This is a genomic window from Bradyrhizobium sp. WBOS07 (assembly GCF_024585165.1).
In the GTDB taxonomy this organism is placed as follows: domain Bacteria; phylum Pseudomonadota; class Alphaproteobacteria; order Rhizobiales; family Xanthobacteraceae; genus Bradyrhizobium; species Bradyrhizobium japonicum_B.
The window spans coordinates 2,942,442-2,965,125 of record NZ_CP029008.1 but is presented as its reverse complement, the minus strand read 5'-3'; the positions used below and the strand labels follow the sequence as shown (position 1 = coordinate 2,965,125).

The window sequence follows — 22,684 nt, the reverse complement described above, 5'->3', positions numbered from 1 at the left end:
CTGTGATGTGCCGTTCCGTGATGTGCCGTTCCGTGATGCGCGGCTTTGTCGTCTGCGGCTTTGTGCAACGCTGCTGAGCGCTTGCTGCCGGCGAATTGGCGTTGCAAGTTCTGCGCTGTCGCAATAGCCAAGGGACTTGATCATCGAGTGATGACGCCGGCTATGCCTGCGACGTGACGCTTTCAAGGATCCTCGCAAATGTCCATGCTGCCCAATTCGCAAGAGGCCCGGGATGTGGCCTATCAGCTCCATCCCTACACCAACGCGCGCACGCATCAGCAGGCCGGTCCCCTGGTGATCGAACGCGGTGATGGTCCTTACGTCTTCGATGCGTCGGGCAAGCGCTATTTCGAGGCGATGGCCGGGCTGTGGAGCGTCGGGCTCGGCTTCAACGAGAAGCGGCTGGTCGAAGCGGCGCACAAGCAGATGCAGGCGCTGCCGTTTTATCACACCTTCTCCGCCAAATCGCACGGGCCCTCGATCGACCTCGCCGAGAAGCTGGTCGCGCTCGCGCCGGTTGCGATGAGCAAGGTGTTCTTCACCAATTCCGGCTCGGAAGCCAACGACACCGTGTTGAAGCTGATCGCCTATCGCTCCAACGCGCTCGGCCAGCCGCAGCGCAAGAAGGTGATCAGCCGGATGCGCGCCTATCACGGCGTCACCATCGCCTCCGCCAGCCTCACCGGCCTGCCGAACAATCACCGCTCGTTCGACCTGCCGCTGCCGAACATTCTGCACACGGGCTCGCCGCATTTCTACAAGGACGGTGCCGCCGGCGAGAGCGAGGAGGCGTTTGCGACGCGCCGCGCGGAGGAGCTCGATGCGCTGATCCAGAAGGAAGGGCCCGATACGATCGCGGCGTTCTTCGGCGAGCCGGTGATGGGGGCGGGCGGCGTCGTCGTGCCGCCGGCGACTTATTGGGACAAGATCCAGGCGGTCCTGAAGAAGTACGACATCCTCCTGGTCGCCGACGAGGTGATCTGCGGCTTCGGCCGCACCGGCAAGATGTTCGGTTGCGAGACCTACGGCATCAAGCCGGATGCGATCGTGGTCTCCAAGCAGATCACGTCGAGCTATTTCCCGCTGTCGGCGATCATCATGAACGAGCGCATGTTCGAGCCGATCGCGGACGAGAGCAACAAGATCGGCGTGCTCGGCCACGGTTTTACCGCCGGCGGCCATCCGGTCGGTTCGGCGATCGCGCTGGAGAACCTCAAGATCATCGAGGAACGCGGCCTGGTCGCGCATGCGGCCGAGCTCGGCGCCTACATGCAGGGCCGCTTGCGCGAGCTCACCAGCCATCCCCTGGTCGGCGAGGTCCGCGGCGTCGGCATGATCGCGGCGATCGAGCTCGTGCTCGACAAGGGCCGCAAGACGGCGGCGGCAACGCCCGGCGCGGTCGGCGGCATCGCCAGCCGCATGCTGCAGGAGCGCGGCGTGATCTCGCGCAACATGCTGGACGCGATCGCCATCTGCCCGCCGCTGATCGTCAATAAATCCCATATCGACGATCTGGTCGCCGCGATCTCGGGCGTGCTGGACGACATGAAGACGGAAGTGGCCAAGCTGACGCCGGCGTAGAGCAGCATTGGAGATGGTGGACCCTCACCCTGAGGAGCGCGCACGTTGCGCGCGTCTCGAAGGGCGAGGCCACCAGCCGGGCCTTCATCCTTCGAGACGCGCGTTCCGCGCTCCTCAGGATGAGGATCTGATTCTGCCGCCGCTGTGACGATCGTGCTGGCCGACTACGCCCGCTGCACCCCGATCACGCGACCCTTTTCGATCGCCAGCGCCAGCTCGCCGCGCTTCAGCTTGAGCGCGGCATCGCCGAACAATTCGCGGCGCCAGCCGCGCAAGGCGGGCACGTCGGCCTCGTCGTCAGCCGCGATCTCCTCGAGGTCGTCGACCGTCGCGATCACCTTGCTGGCGACCGCGTGGCGCTCGGCGGTCATCCGCAGCAGCACCTTCAACAGCTCGACGATAGCGGCGCCGTTGGAATTGTTTCGCGGCTTTTCCAGCTTCGGCAGCGTCGAAAAATCCCGCTTGAGCCCGCGCTCGACCGCGGCGACGATATCCGCGCCCCATTTGGATTTCTCGAACCCTTTCGGCACCGAGCGCAGATGGGCGAGCTTCTCCAGCGTGGTCGGCGCGTGGGTGGCGATGTCGGTGATCGCCTCGTCACGCAGCACGCGGCCGCGCGGCACGTCGCGGCTCTGCGCCTCCTGCTCCCGCCAGGCCGCGACCTCCATCAGCACCGCGAGATCCTTCGGCTTGCGCACGCGCGTCTTCAGCCGCTCCCAGGCCCGCTCGGGATGGAAGTCGTAGGTTCGGGGGGAGGTGAGCACCTCCATCTCGATGGAGACCCACTCGCTGCGGCGGCGCTTTTTGAGGTCGGCGTCGAGCGCGGCGAACACGTCACGCAAGTGGGTGACGTCGGATACCGCGTAATGCATCTGCTCCTTGGTCAGCGGCCGGCGTGACCAGTCGGTGAAGCGGTGGGTCTTGTCCGGACGGTGGCCGGTAACCTTTTCGACCAGGGCGTCGTAGGCGATGCTATCGCCGTAACCGAGCACCATCGCGGCGACCTGGGTATCGAACACCGGGTGCGGGATGATGCCGGCCTGATGCCAGATGATCTCGATGTCCTGACGGGCGGCGTGGAAGACCTTCAGCACGCTCTCGTTGGCCATCAGCTCGAAGAACGGCTTGAGGTCGATGCCGGCAGCCAGGGTGTCGATGACGATGGCTTCCTCGGCGCTGGCCATCTGCACCACGCACAGCAGCGGGTAGTAGGTGGTCTCGCGCAGGAACTCGGTATCGACGGTTATGACGGGGTGCTTGGCCAGCCGGCTGCAGGCAGCCGCGAGGTCAGCGGTGGTGGTAATCAAATCCATGAACGGCCCATGACACTTGATATCAGCCGTTCTGCCGAAAGTGCTGTGATGTCAAGGGGCTCGATGCGAATTCGAGCCTTGCATCGGGGCCGGAATCGCTTTTTCCGACGAAATTTCTATTCGTAACGGACCCGGTGCGAGGATTTTCGGGCGCAGGGCAACGCCACCACGATCACGCACATGACGACCAGCGCCAGCCCCAGGAACTCGAAAACCAACAGATCCACGGCGAAATCTCCAGAAACATTGATAGATTTGTCGGGGGTTTGTTGAGGGTCTGTTAATTCCAATGGTTACCGGCGGTAGGCGCATCCGGATGGTGGACGGGGGGTTAATGAGGGACTTGCCCAAACGAATTCGGCGCCCCGCATGACGGAGCGCCGACGGTCGTTAGCCGATGTCGGCCGCTTTACGGCAGCTTCAGCGACGTCTCCGCGTTGTACGGCTTCAGCGTCTCGTCGGCGGCCTTCTGGGCGGCGGCGAGGGCTTCCTTCGGCTGCTTCTTGCCGTTGAGGACCAGCATCACCTCGTCCTCGAGGTTCTTGCGGACCGGCACGGTCTTGTAGGTCGCAAACCAGGGCTTGGCGACGTCAAGCTGCTCGACGGCGGTCTTGGCGTCGGGGTTCTTGTTCAGGAAGTCGACCATGTCGGGCGTCTTGTACGCCGCCATGTTCGGCGCGAAATAGCCGGTGGCGCGGCTCCACCAGCCGCTCTTCTCGGGCGAGGTCATCCACTTGATCAGCGTCCAGGCGGCCTTCTGCTTGTCGGCTTCGAGACCGGCCGGAACGATCAGCGAGGCGCCGCCAATCGGCACGGCGTTGCGGACGTTACGTGGGATGAAGGCGACCTTGTAATTGAACTTGGCGTTGTCGCGCACGTAAGTGAGCGAGCCCGTCGACAGCATCATCATCGCGGCATTGCCCGAGATGAAGGAGGTGCTGACGGCCGGTCCAGGCGTGGCGCCGGGCGGGTGAACCTTGTGCTTGGCGACGAGGTCGTTCCACCAGGAGAGCGCCCCGAGCATCGAGGGCGTGTCGTAATAGACCTCGCCGCCGAATTCCTCGTTGTAGTAGCGGCCGCCATTGCTCATGGTGAGCGTTTCCATCATCCAGCCGCAATAATCATAGGCGCAGGGGATCGCGATGCCCCATTGGGTCACCTTGTCGCCGTCACGCCTGGTCAGCTTCTTGGCCCAGTCGGTGAGCTCGGCCCAGGTCTGCGGCGGCTTGTTTGGGTCGAGGCCGGCTTCCTTGGCCTTGTCGGCATTGATGTAGAGCAGCGGCGTCGAATTGTGGAACGGCACGCCGTAGACCGAGCGGTTGATCACCGCATTGCCGTGCAACGCGGGGAAGAACTGGCCGAGGAACTGCTCCTTGGTGGTGCCGTCGGCCTTGATCAGCGCATCGAGATTGGTGAGCTCGTTCTCGATCTGCATGTCGAGCAGGAAGTTCGCCGACATGATCACGGCGGACGGCGGCTTGCCGGCCTTGATGGCGGCGCGCGTCTTGATCAGCGTGTCGTCGTAGGAGCCGGTGTAGACCGCGGTCGCCTTGATGTCGCGATGGGTCTCGTTGAACTCCTTGATCAGGGTGCCCATGTCGCGGGCGAGCTTGCCGTCGACGGGGACCGGGAAGAACAGATCGATCTCGGTCGGGCCTTCGGCCATCGCCGGAAAGGCGAGGGCGCCGGCCATGGTGCCTATCATGGCGAGGCCGAGTGCAAGCCTGCGGGAAAACAGCATCGAAGAATCTCCTATTTGATGCCTGAGGTGACGAAAGAGCTGATGAAGCGCTTCTGGAAGACCAGGAAGGTGACGAGCAGCGGGGCGATCACCATCAGCGTGCCGGCGGCGATGGTGCCCCAGGCCTGCGTGCCTTCGGCGGTCTTGGTGAAGACGGAGAGGCCGACCGTGAGCGGCCGCTTGTCCGGCGAATTGATCACCATCAGCGGCCACAGGAAGTCGTTCCAATGGCTGGTCACCGAGATGATGGCGAAGGCCGAGAAGCTCGGCATCGACAGCGGCACGTAGATGTGGCGGATGCGCTGAATGAGGCTGGCGCCATCGATCAGGGCGGCGTCCTCCAGCTCGGTCGGAATCGCCTCGAAGGCCTGGCGCATCAGGAAGGTGCCGAAGGCGGAGGCGAAGAACGGCATCATCACGCCGGTGAGCGTGTCGTAGAGCCCGAGCTGCGCCACCAGCGACAAGTTCGGCACGATCAGAAGCACCGGCACCAGCATCAGCTGCATCAGGAACAGATAAAAAATCAGTGTCTTGCCGGCGAATTTCAGGCGCGCGAAGGCAAAGCCCGCCAGCGTGATGGTGACGAACTGCACCAGCAGGATGCCGGCGCAGATGATTGTCGTGTTGAGCGTGTAGCGCGGGAAATCGCCGATCTCCCAGGCATCCCTGACATTGTCGAGCGTCGGCTTCAGGCTCGGCATCAGCTCGGCCATGGTGTTGATGCCGTCGGAGGGCGGGCGCAGCGTCGCCACGACCATCCACAGGAAGGGGATGAGCCAGACGATCGCGAGCAGCACGGTCAGCAGAAAGCCGAGCTTCGGCGTGATCTCATTGCGGGTGGCGAGCGGGGCATCCCTGGTGAGCCAGTCGATCAGCTTCATGGCTCGCCCTCGCGGCTGGCCATGGTGCGGAACGAGAGCGCGGTCAGGCCCATCAGGGCGGCGAGCGTCAATAGCGTCGCGGCCGAGGCCTTGCCGATGTCGTAGTGCTCGACCGCCTGCTGGTAGATGTAGAACAGCACCAGATTGGTGGAGTTCGAGGGCCCGCCCTGGGTCATGACGAAGACGTGGTCGACCTGCGTCACCGCGTTGAGGATCGCGATGACGGTGACGAACAGGAAGGTGGGCTTGAGCTCCGGCAGGATGATGTGACGCAGGCGCTGATAGGGACCCGCGCCGTCAAGATGGGCGGCCTCCATCACGTCCTCGGGCACCGCCTGGAGGCCGGCGAGGAAGAACAGCATGTAATAGCCGGCATTCTTCCAGATCGTGATGACCATGATCGCGTAGAGCGCGACGTCGGGATCGCCGAGCCAGTTCGGCAGCACCGGAAGCAGCCGGCCGATGTAATAGTCGAGCAGGCCGACATTGGGCAGGAAGATGAACATGAACAGCGCGGAGGCCGCGACCATCGGGATCAGCACCGGCAGGAACAGCGCGGCGCGCAGCGCGCTGCTGACGGCGTGGGTGCGCGACAGCGCCAGCGCGAACAGCAGCGCCAGCGCGATGCTCGGGACCGCCGTGCCGACGGCGTAGATGAGATTGTTGACGACGGCGCCGGTGAAGGCGGGGTCGGCCAGCACCGCGCTGATATTGTCGAGACCGACGAAACGAACCGGCGCCTTCGGCGTCGTGCGCTGATACAGCGCATCGACGAGCACGCGGCCCAAAGCGCCATAGGTGAACAGTGCGAGGAAGACCAGCGAGGGCAGCAGCAGAAGATAGGCGGGCAGCGAGGCTTGAAAGCGGGTGATGAGGCGCCGCAGGATGTCGAGGCGCGGCGCCGCCGAGGTCGCGACCGGGAGAGCCGCGGGTTCAGCGAGGCTCATCTCACCGTGCCGCGAAGTTGAGCGCATAGTCGCGGCCGTCCATTCCCGCGGGCGGCTCGAACGGGAAGCGCAGGCTTTCGTCGAGGAAGTCGTGGCTGTGCACGACGATGTTGTCGTCGTCGATCAGCACCACGCCATAGCCCGGCGGCTCGTGGCTGGCGAGGTGCGGCGCGCTCTGGTCGAGCTCGAACCAGACCTGGTGGTTGGTGCCGCGCAGTGTCGAGAACGGGATCTTGCCAAAACTGCCGAAGATCGGCCGATGCACGTGGCCGAAGAACAGGTGGCGGATGCGCGCGCGGTAGGGCGCGATCACCTCGGCGAATTCCGTGCTCTGCTTCAGCCCGATCTCGTCCATGGCGTGGACGCCGACCGGGAAGGGCGGATGGTGCATGAAGACGACGAATTGTTGGTCGGCGGGCGCGGCCGCCAGCGTGCTCGCCAGCCAGCCCAGGCGCCTCTCGCACATCTCGCCGGCGTGGCTGGTCTCGTCCAGCGTGTCGAGGAAGACGAACAGGCCGTGCTCGGTGGTCTTCGTGCCCTGCACGAAGCCGTTGGCATCGCGCGGCGCGGCCTTCAGGGCGTCGAGGCAGGTGACGCGCTTGTCGTGATTGCCGACCATGGCGATGTACGGGATCTTCAGCGCAACCATCGCCTCGGCGAAATTGGCGTAGGAGTCAGCCTCGCCCCAATGGGTGAGATCGCCGGTCACGACCGCGAACGCAGCATCGGACTGATGCGCGTTGATGTCGGCAATCGCCGCATCCAGCCGCGCGCGCGGATCGAGGCCGTAGAGCGTCGAGCCGGGATTGGCGAGATGCGTGTCGGTGAGGTGGATGAATTTGAAGGGCATGGCGCGCTGTCGGGACCGTTGGAGGATGGACGTCTCCGGCAAGACGACCCTGACAGGCGGTTAGAGCGCGTGTGTTTCAGTTTGATGACAGCGGTTCCAGCGTCCACAAGCAGCAAGGTCGTAGGGTGGATTAGCGAAGCGTAATCCACCGCTGTGTGTCCACTCAGAGTTGTGCTACCGATGATCTATGTCCGACTATCGCCGCGCATTCGTCGCCGGAGGATGTTGGTTCTTCACGGTGAACCTGCTCGATCGGCGCAAGGCTCTTTTGACCGACCGGATCGAGCTGCTGCGAGATGCGGTCGCCGCAACGCGACAGAGTCATCCCTTTACGATTGATGCTTTCGTTGTTCTGCCGGATCATCTCCACGCATTCTGGAAGCTGCCATCGGGTGATGCCGATTTTTCGGTGCGCTGGCGGTTGATCAAGACCCGTTTTGCCAAAGCACTTCCGGCGACGGAGCAGCTGAGCGCAGTCCGTTTCGCACGTACTGAACGCGGCATCTGGCAGCGACGCTTCTGGGAGCACTTGATCCGGGACGAGGCCGACTACGCCCGCCACGTCGAGTATTGCTATTACAATCCCGTGAAGCACGGGCACGTTTCGAAGGTGAGCGACTGGCCGTATTCGTCGTTTCACCGCGACGTCCGCGCCGGATTGTTTCCGGAGGATTGGGGCGGAGACGCGAAGGTCGTCGGCGAGTTCGGAGAGCGGGGATGATGATTGCGGCAGCAATAGCCTGTAGGGTGGATTAGCGAAGCGTAATCCACCTCTTTACTGCCCGCGCAGGGAGAGCAGTGGTGGATTACGCCTGCGGCTAATCCACCCTACGCACTGAGTTTGCGGCTACGTCCCGCAGAACGTCTGCAGCACCCGCTGGTCCGGCAGCGGCGGATCGGCATATGCCGCATAGTCCGGCTGGTCCTCGAACGGCCGCGCCAGCACCTTCACCAATTCCTCGAACGGCGCGTAATCGTCGTCGTTCACGGCGGCCTGGATCACGGCTTCGACGCGGTGATTGCGCGGGATGAAGATGGGATTGACGGCGTGCATCGCCGCTTTCCGCTCCGCGGCGCTCTGCGGCTCCAGCGCGATGCGGGCGCGCCAGCGTCCGGCCCATTCGTCGAAAGCGGCGGGCTCCATGAACTGGGCGCGCACGTCGGTGCCATCGTCGGCCGCGGCATCGCCGAGCTTGCGGAAGGTGAGGGTGAAGTCGGCCTGGTTCTTGGCCATGGCATCGAGCAGGTCCTGGATCAGCGCCTCGTCGCCGTCGCGCTCCGTGAACAGGCCGACCTTCCGGCGAAGACCCGCTTGATACGCCGCGCTGAACAGGTCGGAGAACGCGCCGAGAATGTCCTGCGCCTCGGCGACCGCTTTCTCCTGCTCGTCCGCGAACAGCGGCAGCAGGCATTCGGCGAGGCGCGTCAGATTCCACAAGGCGATGCGCGGCTGGTTGGCATAGGCGTAGCGGCCCATCTCGTCGATCGAGGAGAACACCTGGGCGGGGTTGTAGGCGTCCATGAAGGCGCAGGGACCGTAATCGATGGTCTCGCCGGAGATGGAGCTGTTGTCGGTGTTCATCACGCCGTGGATGAAGCCGACCAGCAGCCAGCGCGCGATGAGCTCGGCCTGGCGCGCGACCACGGCCGCGAGCAGCGCGTGATAGGGCCGCTCCACCTCGCGCAGCTCAGGGTAATGTCGCGCAATGACGTGATCGGCGAGGGCGCGGATCGCCTCGGTGTTGCCGCGCGCGGCGGAGAACTGGAAGGTGCCGACGCGGATGTGGCTGGAGGCGATGCGTGTCAGCACCGCGCCGGGCAGCGCGGTCTCGCGGATGACGTGCTCGCCGGTGACGACGGCGGCGAGCGAGCGCGTGGTGGGAATGCCCAAAGCGAACATCGCTTCGCTGACGATGTATTCGCGCAGCACCGGCCCGAGCGCGGCGCGGCCATCACCGCGGCGGGAGAAGGGGGTGGGGCCGCTTCCCTTGAGCTGGATATCGCGACGGATGCCGTCCCGGTCGATGACCTCGCCGAGCAGGATGGCGCGGCCGTCGCCGAGCTGGGGCACGAAATGCCCGAATTGGTGCCCGGCATAGGCCATGGCGATGGGATCCGCTCCGGCGGGAACCGTCTTGCCGGCCAGGATCGCCGCGCCCTCGGGGGTCTCCAGCAGGTCAGGATCGAGCCCGAGTTGGAGCGCCAGCGGCCGGTTCAGCTTGATCAGCCGGGGAGCAGCGACCGGGGTCGGCGCGACGCGGGCGAAGAAGCTGTCCGGCAGCGCCGAATAGGAGTTCTGGAAGGGGAAATGCACCGTCATGGGCTCAAGATAGGGCTGGAACGCCTGATGGCAAAGGCTTGCCCTCTGATAAGCCAAAAATGGGCCCTCCGGGTCCAAAACAGGGCGTTCCCTTGGTTGCCGCCCCGGGCCTCGTCGGGTAAACCCTGCCGCAATCTCGGACCGGCCGTTTCCGGTGGTCCGATTCGATTCCTCAGACATCGATTTTGGGACGACCATGCATCGCTACCGGTCACATACATGCGGCGCGCTCCGCGAGAGCAACATCGGCGAGACGGTCCGGCTTTCGGGCTGGGTCCATCGCGTCCGCGACCATGGCGGCGTGCTGTTCATCGACCTGCGCGACCATTACGGCCTGACCCAGTGCGTGGTCGATCCGGACTCGCCGGCCTTCTCGCTGGCCGAGAAGCTGCGCTCGGAATTCGTGGTGCGGATGGACGGCAAGGCCCGCCGCCGCCCCGACGGCACCGACAATGACGACCTGCCGACCGGCAAGGTCGAGGTCTATATCAGCGAGATCGAGGTGCTCGGTCCGGCCGGCGACCTGCCGCTGCCGGTGTTTGGCGACCAGGAATACCCTGAGGATATCCGCCTCAAGTATCGCTTCCTCGATCTGCGCCGCGAAAAACTGCACCAGAACATCATGACGCGCGTCGCGATCATCAAGTCGATGCGCCGGCGCATGGAGGAGCAGGGCTTCTTCGAGTTCAACACGCCGATCCTGACCGCGTCCTCGCCGGAAGGCGCGCGCGACTTCCTCGTCCCGTCGCGCATCCATCCCGGCAAGTTCTACGCGCTGCCGCAGGCGCCGCAGCAATACAAGCAGCTCTTGATGATGAGCGGCTTCGACCGCTATTTCCAGATCGCGCCGTGCTTCCGCGACGAGGACCCGCGCGCCGACCGTCTGCCCGGCGAGTTCTACCAGCTCGACGTCGAGATGAGCTTCGTCACGCAGGACGACGTGTTCGCGGCGATGGAGCCGGTCATCACCGGCGTGTTCGAGGAGTTCGCAAAGGGCAAGCCGGTGACCAAGGGCTGGCGCCGGATTCCGTTCGCCGAAGCCTTGCGCAAATACGGCAGCGACAAGCCGGATTTGCGCAACCCCATCGAGATGCAGGACGTCTCCGAGCATTTCCGCGGAAGCGGCTTCAAGGTGTTCGCGCGCATGCTCGAGGATCCCAAGAACCAGGTCTGGGCGATCCCGGCGCCGGGCGGCGGCTCCCGCGCGTTCTGCGACCGCATGAACTCGTGGGCGCAGGGCGAGGGTCAGCCCGGCCTCGGCTACATCATGTGGCGCGAGGGCGGCGAGGGCGCGGGTCCCCTTGCGAACAACATCGGCCCCGAGCGCACGGCCGCGATCCGCGCGCAGATCGGCACCAAGGAGGGCGATGCCGCCTTCTTCGTCGCCGGCGATCCCGACAAGTTCTGGAAGTTCTCCGGCCTTGCCCGCAACAAGGTCGGCGAGGAATTGAACCTCACCGACAAGGAGCGGTTCGAGCTCGCCTGGATCGTCGACTTCCCGATGTACGAGTACAACGAGGACGACAAGAAGGTCGACTTCTCGCACAACCCGTTCTCGATGCCGCAGGGCGGCCTCGAGGCGCTGAAGGGCCAGGATCCCCTGACCATCAAGGCGTTCCAGTACGACATCACCTGCAACGGCTACGAGATCGCCTCCGGCGGCATCCGCAACCACGTGCCGGAAGCGATGGTGAAGGCGTTCGAGATCGCCGGCTACGGCGAGCAGGAAGTGGTCGACCGCTTCGGCGGCATGTACCGCGCCTTCCAGTACGGCGCGCCGCCGCATGGCGGCATGGCCGCGGGCGTCGACCGCATCGTGATGCTGCTCTGTGGCACCACGAATCTGCGCGAGATCTCGCTGTTCCCGATGAACCAGCAGGCCATGGACCTCCTGATGGGCGCCCCGTCGGAAGCGACGACTAAGCAGCTCCGTGAGCTGCATGTGCGGGTGAACCTGCCGCAGAAGTAAAATGGTACGTGCCCCGGACGCAGCGCAGCACGTAGTGATGCGCTGCAGTGCCGGGGCCCAGTCTTGGCGAAGTCGCGTGTTGCCTTGTGGGTCCCGGCTCTGCGCAGCGTCACTACGTGCCGCAGCGCGTCCGGGACACGAGACTGTTCGTCCTACAACCCCGTCGATGCCTCGATCCTGAACTGCGCTAGCGCGCTGTCCGGGGCGGTCTGGATCAGCTGCATCAATTGCATCAGCGGCACCTTGGCGCGGGGCGCGAGCTTGAGGCTCAGCGTCTGTCCTGACGTCTCGACGAAGCCGGCGAGCGCATCCACCACGCCCCGGGCGTCGACGCTGGATCCCGCGATCTTCTCGCCCTGCGCGCGGATCATCTCGACGATGGCGCTGCGCGCGGTGTCGCGGCTGACATTCTGCATGCGCGCGAACTGCGCCACGACCAGATCGACCACGCCGCTGTCGCGCAGCGAGAGCTCGAACGCACCGGTCTCGACCTGCGCCGCCTGGCCCATCGCCTGCACCGGGTCGGTGGTGAACAGGCCGCGCGGCACGTTGGCGAGCGCGAGGCGGGCCTGTGCCTTGGCGAGATTGCCGAGATCGATGGTGGCGGGCGCAAGCGCAAATGCGCCCGACGATTCGGTCCAGGCCGCGCCGAGATCGAGGTCGATCGCGAGCTTGTCCACGCCCGCCATGATCAGCGGCTGCAGCGCCGGATTGGCCGGATCTGTCGGCGTGACCATCTTGACGACCAGATTGGCCCGGCTCGGGATCGACCCGACCAGCTGGCCCCAATTCAGGCTGATCGTGTCGATGGTGAAGAGCTGCCCCGTATTCTTGTAAGGCGACACCACCCCCTTGACCTCGGCACCTTCGAGCACGCGGAACAGGCCGAGCATTTGATCCGGCGAGGGCGCCTGCCCGGACGTTTGGAGGCTCGCCGCCCAGCGCATCAGATTCGCCGCGCTGAAGGACTTCAGCGCGAAGCGCTCGATCTTGAGCTGCCCCTGCGGCAGCGGCATGTCGAGGCCTTCCAGCGCGACCTTGTCCGGATCGTATTTGACGGCGCTGAGCCGCCACGTTCCTTGCGGCATCTCGACCGTCTGCTTGCCGATTTCGACCTTGCCGATCTGAAAGCCTTCGAAGAAGTCAGCCACTCTCGCGATCATGTCGCGCGATTGCGCCGGCGTCGGGATCGCGCCGTCAGCCGGCACCAGCGCGATGATTTCGGCCGGCCGGAATTTCGAGGGCCGGATGGCAATGTCGTCGAAAGTGAAGCCGTCCACCTGCATGCGCATGCCGGGCGCCGCCGTCACGACATAGGAGTTGACCGAGATGCGCCGATAGATCCTGTGAAAATTGTCGTCGTTCGATCCTTGCTGATCGAGCGCGGCTCTCACAGCGGTTGCGTCGAAATCGTAGATCGCCAGACCGGACAATTCGCCGGTCATCTTCGCGGACTTGCCCGGCTGGGCCAGGTCGATCGCATAGGTGACGCGGTCCATCTTCGCCGTTTCGATCTTGCCCCGGTTGACGTTCTGGACCGATAGACCTGAATAGACATAATCACCGCTGCCGGCATTCCTGCCCGCATCGACGTTGACCGCGAGGGTCGGCACCGCGATCTCCGACGCCGAGATGGTCGCGTATTGCGCGAGGATGAAGCGGTACATGTCGATGATCGAGCCGGACAGCGGCGTGCCGTCTGCGCGGGTCGAGCCGGAAAAATCTCGCGCGCTGATCTGGGGGATCTTGTAGTTCGCCTTCACGGTCATCCGCTCGGTGGATGTGAAGCCGACCTCGACCCCTGACGCCTCGATGCTGTCGGCCGAGAAACGGGCCTCGTCCGGCTGGCGCACACCGACGGCCGTGATCTTGGCGATCTTGAAGGTGGCGACCTGCGGCTGCGCAGGCTCGACATTGATGTCCTCGATCGTCAGCGTTCGGGTCGCCAGCGCGAACGTGATCTTGCCGTGGCTGGCTTTGCTGCCGCCAGCGCGAAGCCGCTCGAAGGCCGCCTCGACCTCGCTGGTCGCCCGGTGCTGGACGTAGAGATTGAAGCCGAACCACCCGCCCGCGCCGAGCGCGGCTGCCACGATCAGGCCGATCAGGACTCGCTTCATACCGTGGCTCCAGTTGCTCTTTTGCGCCGCGCAACCTGCCATATTCGGGAAACAGCGCGCGGTCCAGGGAAAGCTTTGGTTTTCAAATATTTGAGCGCGCGCCTTGTTGATGGTCGGGCAATCGGATGTTGCCACCGGGGCACCCGGCGTGCTTCATCCCGTGTCCATGACCCGGAGATCCGGTCCGCTTGGATGGCGGCCCCGGATCATACATTTTGAGGCCGGTAACGCGAGGCGAGACAACGCATGTCGTCCTATTCTGATGATCTCCACCAGGCGGCGCTCGCCTACCATCGTCTGCCGCGCCCCGGCAAGCTCGAGATCCAGGCGACCAAGCCGCTTGCCAACCAGCGCGACCTCGCGCTGGCCTATTCGCCGGGCGTCGCCGCGGCCTGCACCGAGATCGCCAAGAATCCGGCCGAGGCCGCCAGCCTGACCACCCGCGCCAATCTGGTTGCCGTGGTCTCGAACGGTACCGCCGTGCTCGGCCTCGGCAATATCGGGCCGCTGGCCTCCAAGCCCGTCATGGAAGGCAAGGCGGTCCTGTTCAAGAAGTTCGCCGGCATCGACGTGTTCGATATCGAGATTGCCGCCGACACCATCGACCGCGTGGTCGAGACCGTGGCGGCGCTCGAGCCGACCTTCGGCGGCATCAATCTGGAGGACATCCGGGGACCCGAGTGCTTCGAGATCGAGACGCGCTTGAAGGAGCGCATGAAGATCCCGGTCTTCCATGACGACCAGCACGGCACCGCCATCATCGTCGCCGCTGCCATCACCAACGGCCTCAGGCTGAACGGCAAGAAGCTGTCCGACGTCAAGATCGTCGCGTCCGGGGCGGGGGCCGCGGCGCTCGCGACGCTCAATCTCCTGGTGTCGATGGGCGCGCAGCGCAAGAATATCTGGGTCTGCGACATCGACGGGCTCGTGCACGAGGGCCGCAATACGTCGATGGACCGCTGGAAGGCAGTCTATGCGCAGAAGACCGACAAGCGCACGCTCGGCGACGTCATCGGCGGCGCTGACATCTTCATCGGTCTCTCGGCACCGGGCGTGCTCAAGCCGGAAATGGCCAAGGCGATGGCGGACAAGCCGTTGATCATGGCGCTCGCCAATCCCACCCCGGAGATCATGCCGGAGGAGGCGCGGAAGGCGCGGCCCGACGCCATGATCTGCACCGGGCGCTCGGATTATCCGAACCAGGTCAACAACGTTCTCTGCTTTCCCTTCATCTTCCGCGGCGCGCTCGACGTCGGCGCCACCGCGATCAACGAGGAGATGAAGCACGCCGCGGTCGAGGCCATCGCACAGCTCGCACGCGAGGCGCCCTCGGATGCGGTGGCGTTGGGGGTCGAGACCAACGAAATGGGCGGTTTCGGTCCGGGCTCGCTGATCCCGAGCCCGTTCGATCCGCGGCTGATCCTGCGGGTGGCGCCGGCGGTTGCGAAGGCGGCGATGGAATCGGGTGTCGCGACGCGTCCCATCACCAATTTCGACGAATATGCCGCGCAGCTCATGCGCTTCGCGTTCCGCTCCGGCCTCGTCATGAAGCCGATGTTCGCCAAGGCCAAGACCCAGCCGGTGCGCGTGATCTACGCCGAAGGCGAGGACGAGCGCGTGCTGCGCGCCACGCAGGTGGTGCTGGAGGAGAACCTGGCGCGGCCGATCCTGGTCGGCCGTCCCTCGGTGGTGGAGGCGCGCATCAAGCGCTTCGGCCTCTCGATCCGCGCCGGCAAGGATTTCGACCTCGTCAATCCCGAGGACGATCCGCGCTACCGCTCCTACGTGCAGTCCTATGTCGAGGTCGCCGGCCGCCGCGGCGTGACGCCGGATGCGGCCCGCACCGTGGTGCGCACCAACAACACGGTGATCGCCGCGCTCGCCGTCACGCGCGGCGAGGCGGACGCCATGCTGTGCGGTGTCGAGGGCCGCTATATGAGCCATTTGCGCCATGTTCGCGAGATCGTCGGCTTCTGTCCCGGCATCAGCGACTACGCGGCGCTGGCGCTGCTGATCACGACTAAGGGCGCCTTCTTCATCGCCGACACGCAAGTCCGGCCCAATCCGAGCGCGGAGGAGCTGGCCGAGATCGCATCGCTCGCCGCGGTCCACGTCCAACGCTTCAACATCAAGCCGAAGATCGCCTTCGTCTCGCATTCGGATTTCGGCAGCTACGATACCGATTCCTCGCGCAAGATGCGGTTGGCGACCCAGCTGTTGAAGGACAAGCATCCCGAGATCGAGGCCGACGGCGAGATGCAGGGCGACACCGCGCTATCCGTTGCCGCGCGAAAAATGGTGCTGCCGCATTCCAAGCTGGAGGGCGAGGCCAACATCCTGATCATGCCGACGCTGGACACCGCCAACGTCGCCTATCAGATGATCAAGTCGCTGGCAGACGCGCTGCCCGTCGGCCCGATCCTGGTCGGCCCGGCGCGCCCCGCACACATCCTCACGCCGTCGGTGACCGCGCGCGGCATCCTCAACATGACAGCCGTGGCCGTGGTGGAAGCGCAGGAGCGCGCCGCAAGGCAGCAGCCGACGTTGTTTACGTAACTGCGGAGCGCGCTGCTCTTCCCCTCTCCCCTTGCGGGAGAGGGTGGCTCGCCGCGGAGCGGCGAGACGGGTGAGGGGTGTCTGTCCGCGAGTCCTTCTCTGAATTGCGCTTGCGGACAGATGCCCCTCATCCGGCGCTTCGCGCCACCTTCTCCCACAAGGGGAGAAGGTGCACCGCGCGTGTGACATGTTTTGAATTCCTTTCAGTTCTCCATTTCCCCGTTTGTAAACCGGCGCACGACTCTTCATAATCCTGCCGAGCATTCCCGCGCTTTGAGCTTGCCAAGAGGCCGATCATGCCAGCGTTCGTGACTTTCGGGCGAATTCTGTTCGCCGTTCTGTTCATCTACACGGGCGCGACCAAGCTCTTTGCCATCCAGGCGACGGCTGACTTCATCGCCACCAAGGTCGTGGTGCCCGACGTCGTCGCGCCCTATGCCAGCCAGATCGAGACCGCCACCGCCATGACCACGCCGCAGCTGCTGGCGATCGCGATCGGCGGGCTCGAGATCGTCGCAGGCCTGATGATCGCGCTGAATTTCGGCGCCAGGTTCTTCGCGCTGCTGATGATCGTCTACGTCGCGGTTTCGACCGTGCTGTTCTATGACTTCTGGAACCAGGCGGCGCCCGACAATGCGAAAGTGGTGGTCGACGCGCTGAAGAACCTCTCGATTATCGGCGCATTGTTCATGCTGATGGGCTACGGCCGCACAACGCGTCCGGCCGAGGCGGCCTACGGCGACGTGTAGCGATCAATCTGCACGTGGAGGCGCGATCTCGCGCATCCACTGCGAAATCGTCGCGTTGCAGGTTCCGTCCGTGCTCCGCTGCACACCGAGCAAGGCGGCCTCGCGCGCGGCGCGTGGCGTGATGCCATAGGCCGCCTTGAAAGAGCGTGTGAAATGCGCGTCGGTGCCGAGCTGCCAGCGCCGCGCGACTTCGCTGATCCGTAGGGTTCTCGCATCTGAACTGGCGAGGTCGAAGAAGGCGCGGTGCAGCCGCCGGCTGCGGATGTAGTCGGCGATGCCGCCGACCGGCGCGAACAGCCGGTACAGCGAAGCCCGCGACAGTCCGAAGTGCGCCGCGATCGACCCGGCCGACAGCTCGTCGCTGGCAAGGCCGGCTTCGATATATTGGCGAATCCGCATCACGGACGGACCCGCCGTGACGGCATGGTCGGTGTCGGGATCGCCGCGCTCGAGCTCGTTGCGCAGGCACGCCGCCAGCAGCGAGACTGTGCCCTCGACCACCGATTGGCATTCGTCGAGGCTCATGCGCGGGGCAAATTCGAACAGCGCGGTGAGATGCCCCGCAAGCAGCCTCGCGACGACGCTGCTGCCCGGCAGGACGAGACCATGCAAATCGTCGACCCGCAGCAGATGCGTGCCGAACATCGGGCGTGGAACCACCAGCGTGACATTCTCGAAGGCCGTCGCCTTGGTCTCCAGCGTCTGCGCCAGGTCGAACAGGCAGATGTCGCCGGCGCACACACGGATCGGACGTTCGCCTGCGATGCCGTCAAAGCCGCCCTTGAGATAGAGCTGGAGGATGATGTGGTCGACGCCGCTGCGCGCGATCGTCTCGGCGGTGCGACGAAAGCGCTGGCCGCTGGCCCGGCTCAATCCGATCAGCACCGGTCCCATCGCGTAGGAGCTGATGTCGGCGCGGAACGGACCCGGTTCGTCGGCGGCGAGCTCGTCGACGTCGAATAGCGTTGCGACGGCCTCCCGCCACGCCACGACGTTGGCACTGGCCTCCATCTGATCGGCGCGGAAGCCGAATGCCGGGAGCAAGGCTGAAATCGGCGCTGCATCAGCGGCCAGTCCGGAGGCGTCAGTCGACCCCGTCGTCGTAATAGCGTCGTCGCTCATGGTGGTGATGGTCGCGTTTTGATCGTCAGTGAAGGAGGGGGGAGCCGCAGCGCCGGGACAATCATGCCCGGCTGGAGGTTGATATCCGGCGAAGGGAAAGGGTTCGTTTGCGTGGAAGCCCTGCCGCCTGCGCGGCGGCAGCCGCGAGCCGAAGCCGTCCAGTCTTGCGCTTTTGTCTCAGTCTATTGATGCGGTGTTTCGGAATGGTCGGCCCGTATTGACGCAGCGCCACAGAGGTTGGCTATAGCGCCATCACCGCCGTCGGGGCCGATTATGGGTTCTCGGCAGATTTGCTAGCCGGCTTTGCGCTGGCCGGCGGCGGGACCAATTTCGGCATGATATGGACGAGATACGTAAAGGTGTCATGATGCCGGTGCTGTGCATGGGGTTGTTTTCCCGATTTTGATGCGGGCTAGCCCGGCCGCCACGGCGTCACGGTCACCTCGTGCGCCGCGTCGAGCAAATACGGCGCGCCCGGCTTCAGTCCGTGCGAAGCCAGCACCTCGTGCGGCGTCCGCTGGGGTACGCCGACGAAGCAGCCTTCGCCGCCGGGCAGGCGCACATGCGGGGCTTCGGACAGCCAGAACGTGTCGTAGCGGTCCATGAACAGGTCGAACACGACGGGGCCGCCGATCACGGCGACAATGCCGGCGGCGATGTCGGCAAAGGCGCAGGCCTCCTCGAAGCTCGCATGTTCCGGATTCCACAGCGTCGCGTTCGGCAGTTCCGGATCGACGGTGAGCGCCCTGATCTTGCGGGTCAGGATCAGCCGCTTGCGATGCGGCGAGTTCGGCTGCTGCTCATGCGAGTTGCGGCCATGCACGATCAGCGCGGCGCGATCGAGCGCCTGCTCGAAAAACAGCTTGTCGCCCTCGAACTTCAGGCTGTCGGGCATGACGCGACCGGCGTCGGCAAGCATGCCGTCCGCCGAGACGATGACGTAGCCTTCGATCCGGAAAGACAATGGCCCTTCTATTCGGAAACGGTCGTCACCACGGAATTGACCGGGCGCTGGCTCACCGTTGGCAGCTTGAGGTCCTTGATCAGCTCCTGGTCGTATTCCGGCAGCGTCGAGGCCGGGAACTTGGCGCGCATCGCCACCACCTTGTAGCCGCCGGCCTTCAGCCGCTTGAGCAGCTCGGGCAGGGCCTCTGCAGTGTGCTTCTGGAAGTCGTGCATCAGGATGATGCCCTTGCCCTTGGTGTCGAGCTTCTTCATCACGGTGTCGACGATCTTCTCGGGCTTGGAGGCCTTGAAGTCGAACGAGTCGATGTCGCAGGAGAAGCTCGCGACATTGCGGTTGCCGAGATAGGTGACCATCTCGGGCGGATGCTGTAGCGCCGGGAAGCGGAAGAACGGTGCGGGCGAGATGCCGCCGAGCGCCCACTTCACCGCTGCAAAGCCCTTCTCGATCTCGTCCTTGCGCTGCGCTTCGTTGAGCTTCTTGTTGTTGAGATTGGCGTGCGACCAGGTGTGGGCACCGACGGTGTGGCCGGCGGCGTAGACCTGCTTGAGGATCTCCGGCTCGTAGGTCGCGTGCTTGCCGATGATGAAGAAGATGCCGGTGGTGCATTCATCGGCCAGCGCCTTCAGCACCGCGGGCGTATTGCGCGGCCATGGACCGTCGTCGAAGGTCAGCACCACCTCCTTGTCGCGCAGGAAGTCGAGCTCCTTGAAGTGCTCGAAGCCGAAGCCCGGACCGCCCGTGGTGTCGATCTCGACGGTGCGGGCAACACCGAGCGCGCCTGGCGTGGTACAGGCCGCGCGCGCCGGCTGCGGTGCCTGCTTGGGCGGCGGTGGATTGACGAAGCCGGCCGGCGCGGCGCCTGCCGCGGGAGCTGCGGGCGGAGCGGCAGCAGCCGCAGCAGTCGGCGTGGCCGGCGGTGCGGCTTGCGCCGCGGCTGCGGGCTTTGCCGGGGTCTGCGACCACGCCGCGCCGGTCATGGCCAGAGATATCGCGCTTGCCAAAATCAGTCCTGCCGCCACGCGCATAATGTTGTCCTTGAGATTGATCCCGTTGTTCCGCCGCGGCTTTTCGCCACCGGCAAAACCATCCTGCCCCAAACCAAACCTAGCCTAGATGGTAGGCCATCGCCATTGCAACGGCTGTTTGGCACCTCGCCACGATTGTGCCCAACCCGATTGGGTGCGGCTCGCGTCAACCGGCGGCCAGCGCCTTGGCAACGGCCGTCTTGATCCGCGTGTCGGCCGGCTCGACCGCCGAGGGAAACACCTCGGCGATATAGCCGTCGCGGCCGATCAGGTATTTGTGGAAGTTCCAGCGCGGAACTTCGCGAGGCCTCGCCTCAGCGGCCCATTTATAGAACGGATGCGCCTTGGCACCGACCACCGCAGCCTTGGCCGTGATCGGAAAGGTCACGCCATATTGGTGGTGCGCGGTCGCCGCGATCTCGCTGGTGCCGCCCGGCTCCTGACCGCCGAAATCGTTGGAGGGCACGCCGATCACGGTGAAGCCGCGTTCGCGAAACTCGTTCCAGAGCTCCTGCAGGCCGGCATATTGTGGGGTGTAGCCACAGAGCGAGGCGGTGTTGACGACCAGCAGCGGCTTACCGGTGAAAGCGGCGAGGCGGATGTCGTCGCCGGACAAGGCGGGGAAAGAAAAGGCATAGGCCGAGATGCGGCTCATGCCGCCATCGGCAAACACACGCGTCGCCGGCGCGAGCACGCCCAGCGCGACGGTGAGCATGGTCCTGCGGTTCAGCATGACGGCATCCCCCGAAATGATCCGGGCCGCATGTTACTCCGCGGCAGCGCCCCGCCTCGTCAACACCGCGTTATCGGACGCCGTGAGACAGGCTAGTACAGGCGAACGATGAAGTCGGTGCCTTCGCCGGTCTCGCCCTGGTTGATGCCCTGGTCGGAGATGATGATGGAGCCGCCCGACGTCAGCATCTCGTTGATCTTCGCCATGGTGTCGGCGGGGATCGAGATGCGGTCGAGGGCCTGGGCCGGGCTGTCGGGTGTCACCACGGGCTTGGCGACGGGCTTGGCGGCGACGGGGATCACGGCAGCGCCCACCTTGCGGCGCGCGAGGCGGCTGTCGTCCTCGCGTGCCGCGGCACGGGCGGACATGGGCAGCGACACCACCGACCAACGCAGCGTATTGGAATCGGTCTTGTCGAGCTCGGCGGTGAAGACATGCGTGCCGAGCGGACGGTCGCTGGTGGCGATCGTGACCGGGACATCGAACAGCGGCGCAAAATTCTGCCGCACGTAGAGCTTGGAATCCTTGCGGCTGATGAAGACGGCGATCTGGCCGGCTCGCTTGGGGGTTTCCGGCTTCGCAGCCGGCGCCGGTTCGGCAACGCGGCTCTCGTCCTTCCTGGCGTCGGGCGAGACGGCGGCCGAAGGTGCCGGTGCATCGGGCGCCTTCGCGGCGTTCGGCTTAGCCGCTTCAGATTTGGCCGGCTCGGCCTGATCGGCGGGCTTGTCCTCATTCGCGGGCTTGGCGGCTTCGTCCGATCGAGGCCTGGCCGCATCGGATGCTTCGGCCGTCCTGACCTCGTCGGCCGCGGCGGCGGCATCTCCGTGGACCGACGCATTGCCCGTGGTCGCATCCGACATCACGGTGTGGCCCACGGAGGCGCGCAGCTGGAGCGCGGCATCGACGCTGGCGGTCTTAGTTTCGGTCGGCTTGGTTTCGGTCGGCTTGGCTTCGGCGGCCTTGGTTGGCGCCGCGCCCTTGTCGGCCTTGTCGCTGACATTGGTCTGCGGCTCGATGCTGACAGTGGGCTGCGGCGGCACGCGCACGGAGGCGAGCAGGGAATGGGAGAAGTTCTGCGGCGTCATCTCGCCGGGCGCGACGATGACACGCGCGCCCATTCTGGTCCAATTCCACATCTTCATCGCGAACGACATCGGCATGCGGATGCAGCCATGCGAAGCCGGATAGCCCGGCAATACGCCGGCATGCATGGCGACGCCGGACCAGGTGATCCGCTGCATGTACGGCATCGGCGCGCCGCTATAGAGGTTGGAACGGTGGAACTTGTGCTTCTGGATGACGCTGAACACGCCCATCGGCGTCGAGTGGCCCTTCATGCCCGTCGACACCGGAGATTCCGCGAACACGCCATTTGTGTCGTAGACCGTGACCTTCTGCCGGTCGATCGAGACGACGATGACCAGCGGTCCTTGAGGCTTGGTGCCTGCTTCCTTCTCGCCAATCTGTTTCTTGTCGGTCGCGCCGCGCTTCTGCGGCTTCTGGCGCGGAAGCTCGGGAGGCCGGCTCTGACGGGGGTAATAGGATCCGTCGGAATAATCCGTCCAATAGTAAAATGCTGCGTCTGCCTGGCTGGTCGCGCCGATCACACCCGCCGCCGTCAAGATGGCGAGCTGCCAAAGCCGCGCCGGCTTGGCCGAAAAACCCGACCCGATCACGCTGTTCATCCTCGAATCCATAATCCAAATCAGACGTTAGTCTCGCAAAGGGGATACGCGTTCACCAGCAGGGTGGTTCTGCCGTCGGCTACTTTTGTTCAAGACGTAACAAAAAAGCCTCACAGAGCGGTAAACGG

The 22,684-nt window shown here is 64.9% G+C and carries 17 protein-coding genes; 5 read left to right on the top strand and 12 right to left on the bottom strand.

Annotated features, from left to right (window positions below; all coding sequences use genetic code 11):
• The first annotated feature begins 198 nt into the window (after window positions 1-198).
• A complete protein-coding gene (locus tag DCM79_RS13985) occupies window positions 199-1,581 on the top strand; it encodes an aspartate aminotransferase family protein (protein WP_257180338.1) in 1,383 nt (460 codons plus the stop codon).
• Window positions 1,582-1,745: 164 nt separating this feature from the next.
• Here DCM79_RS13985 and rnd read toward each other — a convergent pair whose 3' ends face one another.
• From rnd to DCM79_RS13960, 5 genes are all read right to left on the bottom strand, one after another.
• Window positions 1,746-2,894 carry a ribonuclease D gene (rnd, locus tag DCM79_RS13980; RefSeq protein ID WP_028136797.1) on the bottom strand — a complete coding sequence of 383 codons (1,149 nt, stop codon included), beginning with the start codon at window positions 2,892-2,894 and terminating at the stop codon, window positions 1,746-1,748.
• A 409-nt stretch (window positions 2,895-3,303) separates the two neighbouring features.
• The gene (locus tag DCM79_RS13975; protein ID WP_257180337.1) at window positions 3,304-4,635 is read right to left on the bottom strand and encodes an ABC transporter substrate-binding protein; all 1,332 of its coding nucleotides are present in this window, start codon (window positions 4,633-4,635) and stop codon (window positions 3,304-3,306) included.
• 11 nt (window positions 4,636-4,646) lie between these two features.
• On the bottom strand, window positions 4,647-5,516 hold the full coding sequence (locus tag DCM79_RS13970; RefSeq protein ID WP_257180336.1) for a carbohydrate ABC transporter permease: 870 nt from the start codon (window positions 5,514-5,516) through the stop codon (window positions 4,647-4,649).
• Entirely contained in the window at window positions 5,513-6,463 is a 951-nt protein-coding gene (locus DCM79_RS13965; RefSeq protein WP_257180334.1) for a carbohydrate ABC transporter permease, read from the bottom strand. Before DCM79_RS13965 ends, DCM79_RS13970 begins: the two co-directional genes overlap by 4 nt.
• Before the next feature lies 1 nt (window position 6,464).
• Window positions 6,465-7,313 (bottom strand): phosphodiesterase, encoded by an 849-nt coding sequence (locus tag DCM79_RS13960; RefSeq protein ID WP_257180333.1) that lies wholly within the window; start codon window positions 7,311-7,313, stop codon window positions 6,465-6,467.
• A 187-nt stretch (window positions 7,314-7,500) separates the two neighbouring features.
• On the opposite strand from DCM79_RS13960, the gene DCM79_RS13955 reads away from it, so the two are divergent.
• Window positions 7,501-8,034 (top strand): transposase, encoded by a 534-nt coding sequence (locus tag DCM79_RS13955; protein ID WP_257180332.1) that lies wholly within the window; start codon window positions 7,501-7,503, stop codon window positions 8,032-8,034.
• Between the two features lie 126 nt (window positions 8,035-8,160).
• Here DCM79_RS13955 and DCM79_RS13950 read toward each other — a convergent pair whose 3' ends face one another.
• Window positions 8,161-9,633: a YdiU family protein gene (locus tag DCM79_RS13950; protein ID WP_257180330.1), complete on the bottom strand. Its 1,473-nt coding sequence runs from the start codon at window positions 9,631-9,633 to the stop codon at window positions 8,161-8,163.
• Between the two features lie 196 nt (window positions 9,634-9,829).
• On the opposite strand from DCM79_RS13950, the gene aspS reads away from it, so the two are divergent.
• A complete protein-coding gene (gene aspS / locus DCM79_RS13945; RefSeq protein ID WP_257180329.1) occupies window positions 9,830-11,602 on the top strand; it encodes an aspartate--tRNA ligase in 1,773 nt (590 codons plus the stop codon).
• A gap of 152 nt (window positions 11,603-11,754) precedes the next feature.
• Here aspS and DCM79_RS13940 read toward each other — a convergent pair whose 3' ends face one another.
• Complete coding sequence (locus tag DCM79_RS13940) at window positions 11,755-13,719, bottom strand: hypothetical protein (RefSeq protein ID WP_257180327.1); 1,965 nt, start codon at window positions 13,717-13,719, stop codon at window positions 11,755-11,757.
• 246 nt (window positions 13,720-13,965) lie between these two features.
• Between DCM79_RS13940 and DCM79_RS13935 the strand changes: the two genes are divergently transcribed.
• Window positions 13,966-16,275 (top strand): NADP-dependent malic enzyme, encoded by a 2,310-nt coding sequence (locus DCM79_RS13935; protein WP_257180325.1) that lies wholly within the window; start codon window positions 13,966-13,968, stop codon window positions 16,273-16,275.
• Window positions 16,276-16,571: 296 nt separating this feature from the next.
• Window positions 16,572-17,024, top strand: coding sequence for a DoxX family protein (locus DCM79_RS13930; RefSeq protein ID WP_257180324.1), 453 nt, complete (start codon window positions 16,572-16,574; stop codon window positions 17,022-17,024).
• A gap of 3 nt (window positions 17,025-17,027) precedes the next feature.
• Here the strand turns inward: DCM79_RS13930 and DCM79_RS13925 are convergent, their stop codons facing one another.
• The 5 genes from DCM79_RS13925 to DCM79_RS13905 all read right to left on the bottom strand — a co-directional run bounded on the left by DCM79_RS13925 (window position 17,028) and on the right by DCM79_RS13905 (window position 22,556).
• Entirely contained in the window at window positions 17,028-18,146 is a 1,119-nt protein-coding gene (locus tag DCM79_RS13925) for a helix-turn-helix domain-containing protein (RefSeq protein WP_257180323.1), read from the bottom strand.
• Window positions 18,147-18,558: 412 nt separating this feature from the next.
• Window positions 18,559-19,110, bottom strand: coding sequence for a dihydrofolate reductase (locus DCM79_RS13920; RefSeq protein WP_257180322.1), 552 nt, complete (start codon window positions 19,108-19,110; stop codon window positions 18,559-18,561).
• An 8-nt stretch (window positions 19,111-19,118) separates the two neighbouring features.
• The gene (locus DCM79_RS13915) at window positions 19,119-20,138 is read right to left on the bottom strand and encodes a polysaccharide deacetylase family protein (protein ID WP_257180321.1); all 1,020 of its coding nucleotides are present in this window, start codon (window positions 20,136-20,138) and stop codon (window positions 19,119-19,121) included.
• 166 nt (window positions 20,139-20,304) lie between these two features.
• Window positions 20,305-20,871, bottom strand: a complete 567-nt coding sequence (locus DCM79_RS13910) for a glutathione peroxidase (RefSeq protein WP_257180320.1) — start codon at window positions 20,869-20,871, stop codon at window positions 20,305-20,307.
• Window positions 20,872-20,963: 92 nt separating this feature from the next.
• Window positions 20,964-22,556, bottom strand: a complete 1,593-nt coding sequence (locus DCM79_RS13905) for a L,D-transpeptidase family protein (protein ID WP_257180319.1) — start codon at window positions 22,554-22,556, stop codon at window positions 20,964-20,966.
• Window positions 22,557-22,684 lie beyond the last annotated feature (128 nt).

Coding starts and splice junctions, on each gene's coding strand:
- DCM79_RS13985 (WP_257180338.1), top strand. CDS start 199: ATGTCCATGCTGCCCAATTCGCAAGAGGCCCGGGATGTGGCCTATCAG.
- rnd (WP_028136797.1), bottom strand. CDS start 2,894: ATGGATTTGATTACCACCACCGCTGACCTCGCGGCTGCCTGCAGCCGG.
- DCM79_RS13975 (WP_257180337.1), bottom strand. CDS start 4,635: ATGCTGTTTTCCCGCAGGCTTGCACTCGGCCTCGCCATGATAGGCACC.
- DCM79_RS13970 (WP_257180336.1), bottom strand. CDS start 5,516: ATGAAGCTGATCGACTGGCTCACCAGGGATGCCCCGCTCGCCACCCGC.
- DCM79_RS13965 (WP_257180334.1), bottom strand. CDS start 6,463: ATGAGCCTCGCTGAACCCGCGGCTCTCCCGGTCGCGACCTCGGCGGCG.
- DCM79_RS13960 (WP_257180333.1), bottom strand. CDS start 7,313: ATGCCCTTCAAATTCATCCACCTCACCGACACGCATCTCGCCAATCCC.
- DCM79_RS13955 (WP_257180332.1), top strand. CDS start 7,501: ATGTCCGACTATCGCCGCGCATTCGTCGCCGGAGGATGTTGGTTCTTC.
- DCM79_RS13950 (WP_257180330.1), bottom strand. CDS start 9,633: ATGACGGTGCATTTCCCCTTCCAGAACTCCTATTCGGCGCTGCCGGAC.
- aspS (WP_257180329.1), top strand. CDS start 9,830: ATGCATCGCTACCGGTCACATACATGCGGCGCGCTCCGCGAGAGCAAC.
- DCM79_RS13940 (WP_257180327.1), bottom strand. CDS start 13,719: ATGAAGCGAGTCCTGATCGGCCTGATCGTGGCAGCCGCGCTCGGCGCG.
- DCM79_RS13935 (WP_257180325.1), top strand. CDS start 13,966: ATGTCGTCCTATTCTGATGATCTCCACCAGGCGGCGCTCGCCTACCAT.
- DCM79_RS13930 (WP_257180324.1), top strand. CDS start 16,572: ATGCCAGCGTTCGTGACTTTCGGGCGAATTCTGTTCGCCGTTCTGTTC.
- DCM79_RS13925 (WP_257180323.1), bottom strand. CDS start 18,146: ATGAGCGACGACGCTATTACGACGACGGGGTCGACTGACGCCTCCGGA.
- DCM79_RS13915 (WP_257180321.1), bottom strand. CDS start 20,138: ATGCGCGTGGCGGCAGGACTGATTTTGGCAAGCGCGATATCTCTGGCC.
- DCM79_RS13910 (WP_257180320.1), bottom strand. CDS start 20,871: ATGCTGAACCGCAGGACCATGCTCACCGTCGCGCTGGGCGTGCTCGCG.
- DCM79_RS13905 (WP_257180319.1), bottom strand. CDS start 22,556: ATGAACAGCGTGATCGGGTCGGGTTTTTCGGCCAAGCCGGCGCGGCTT.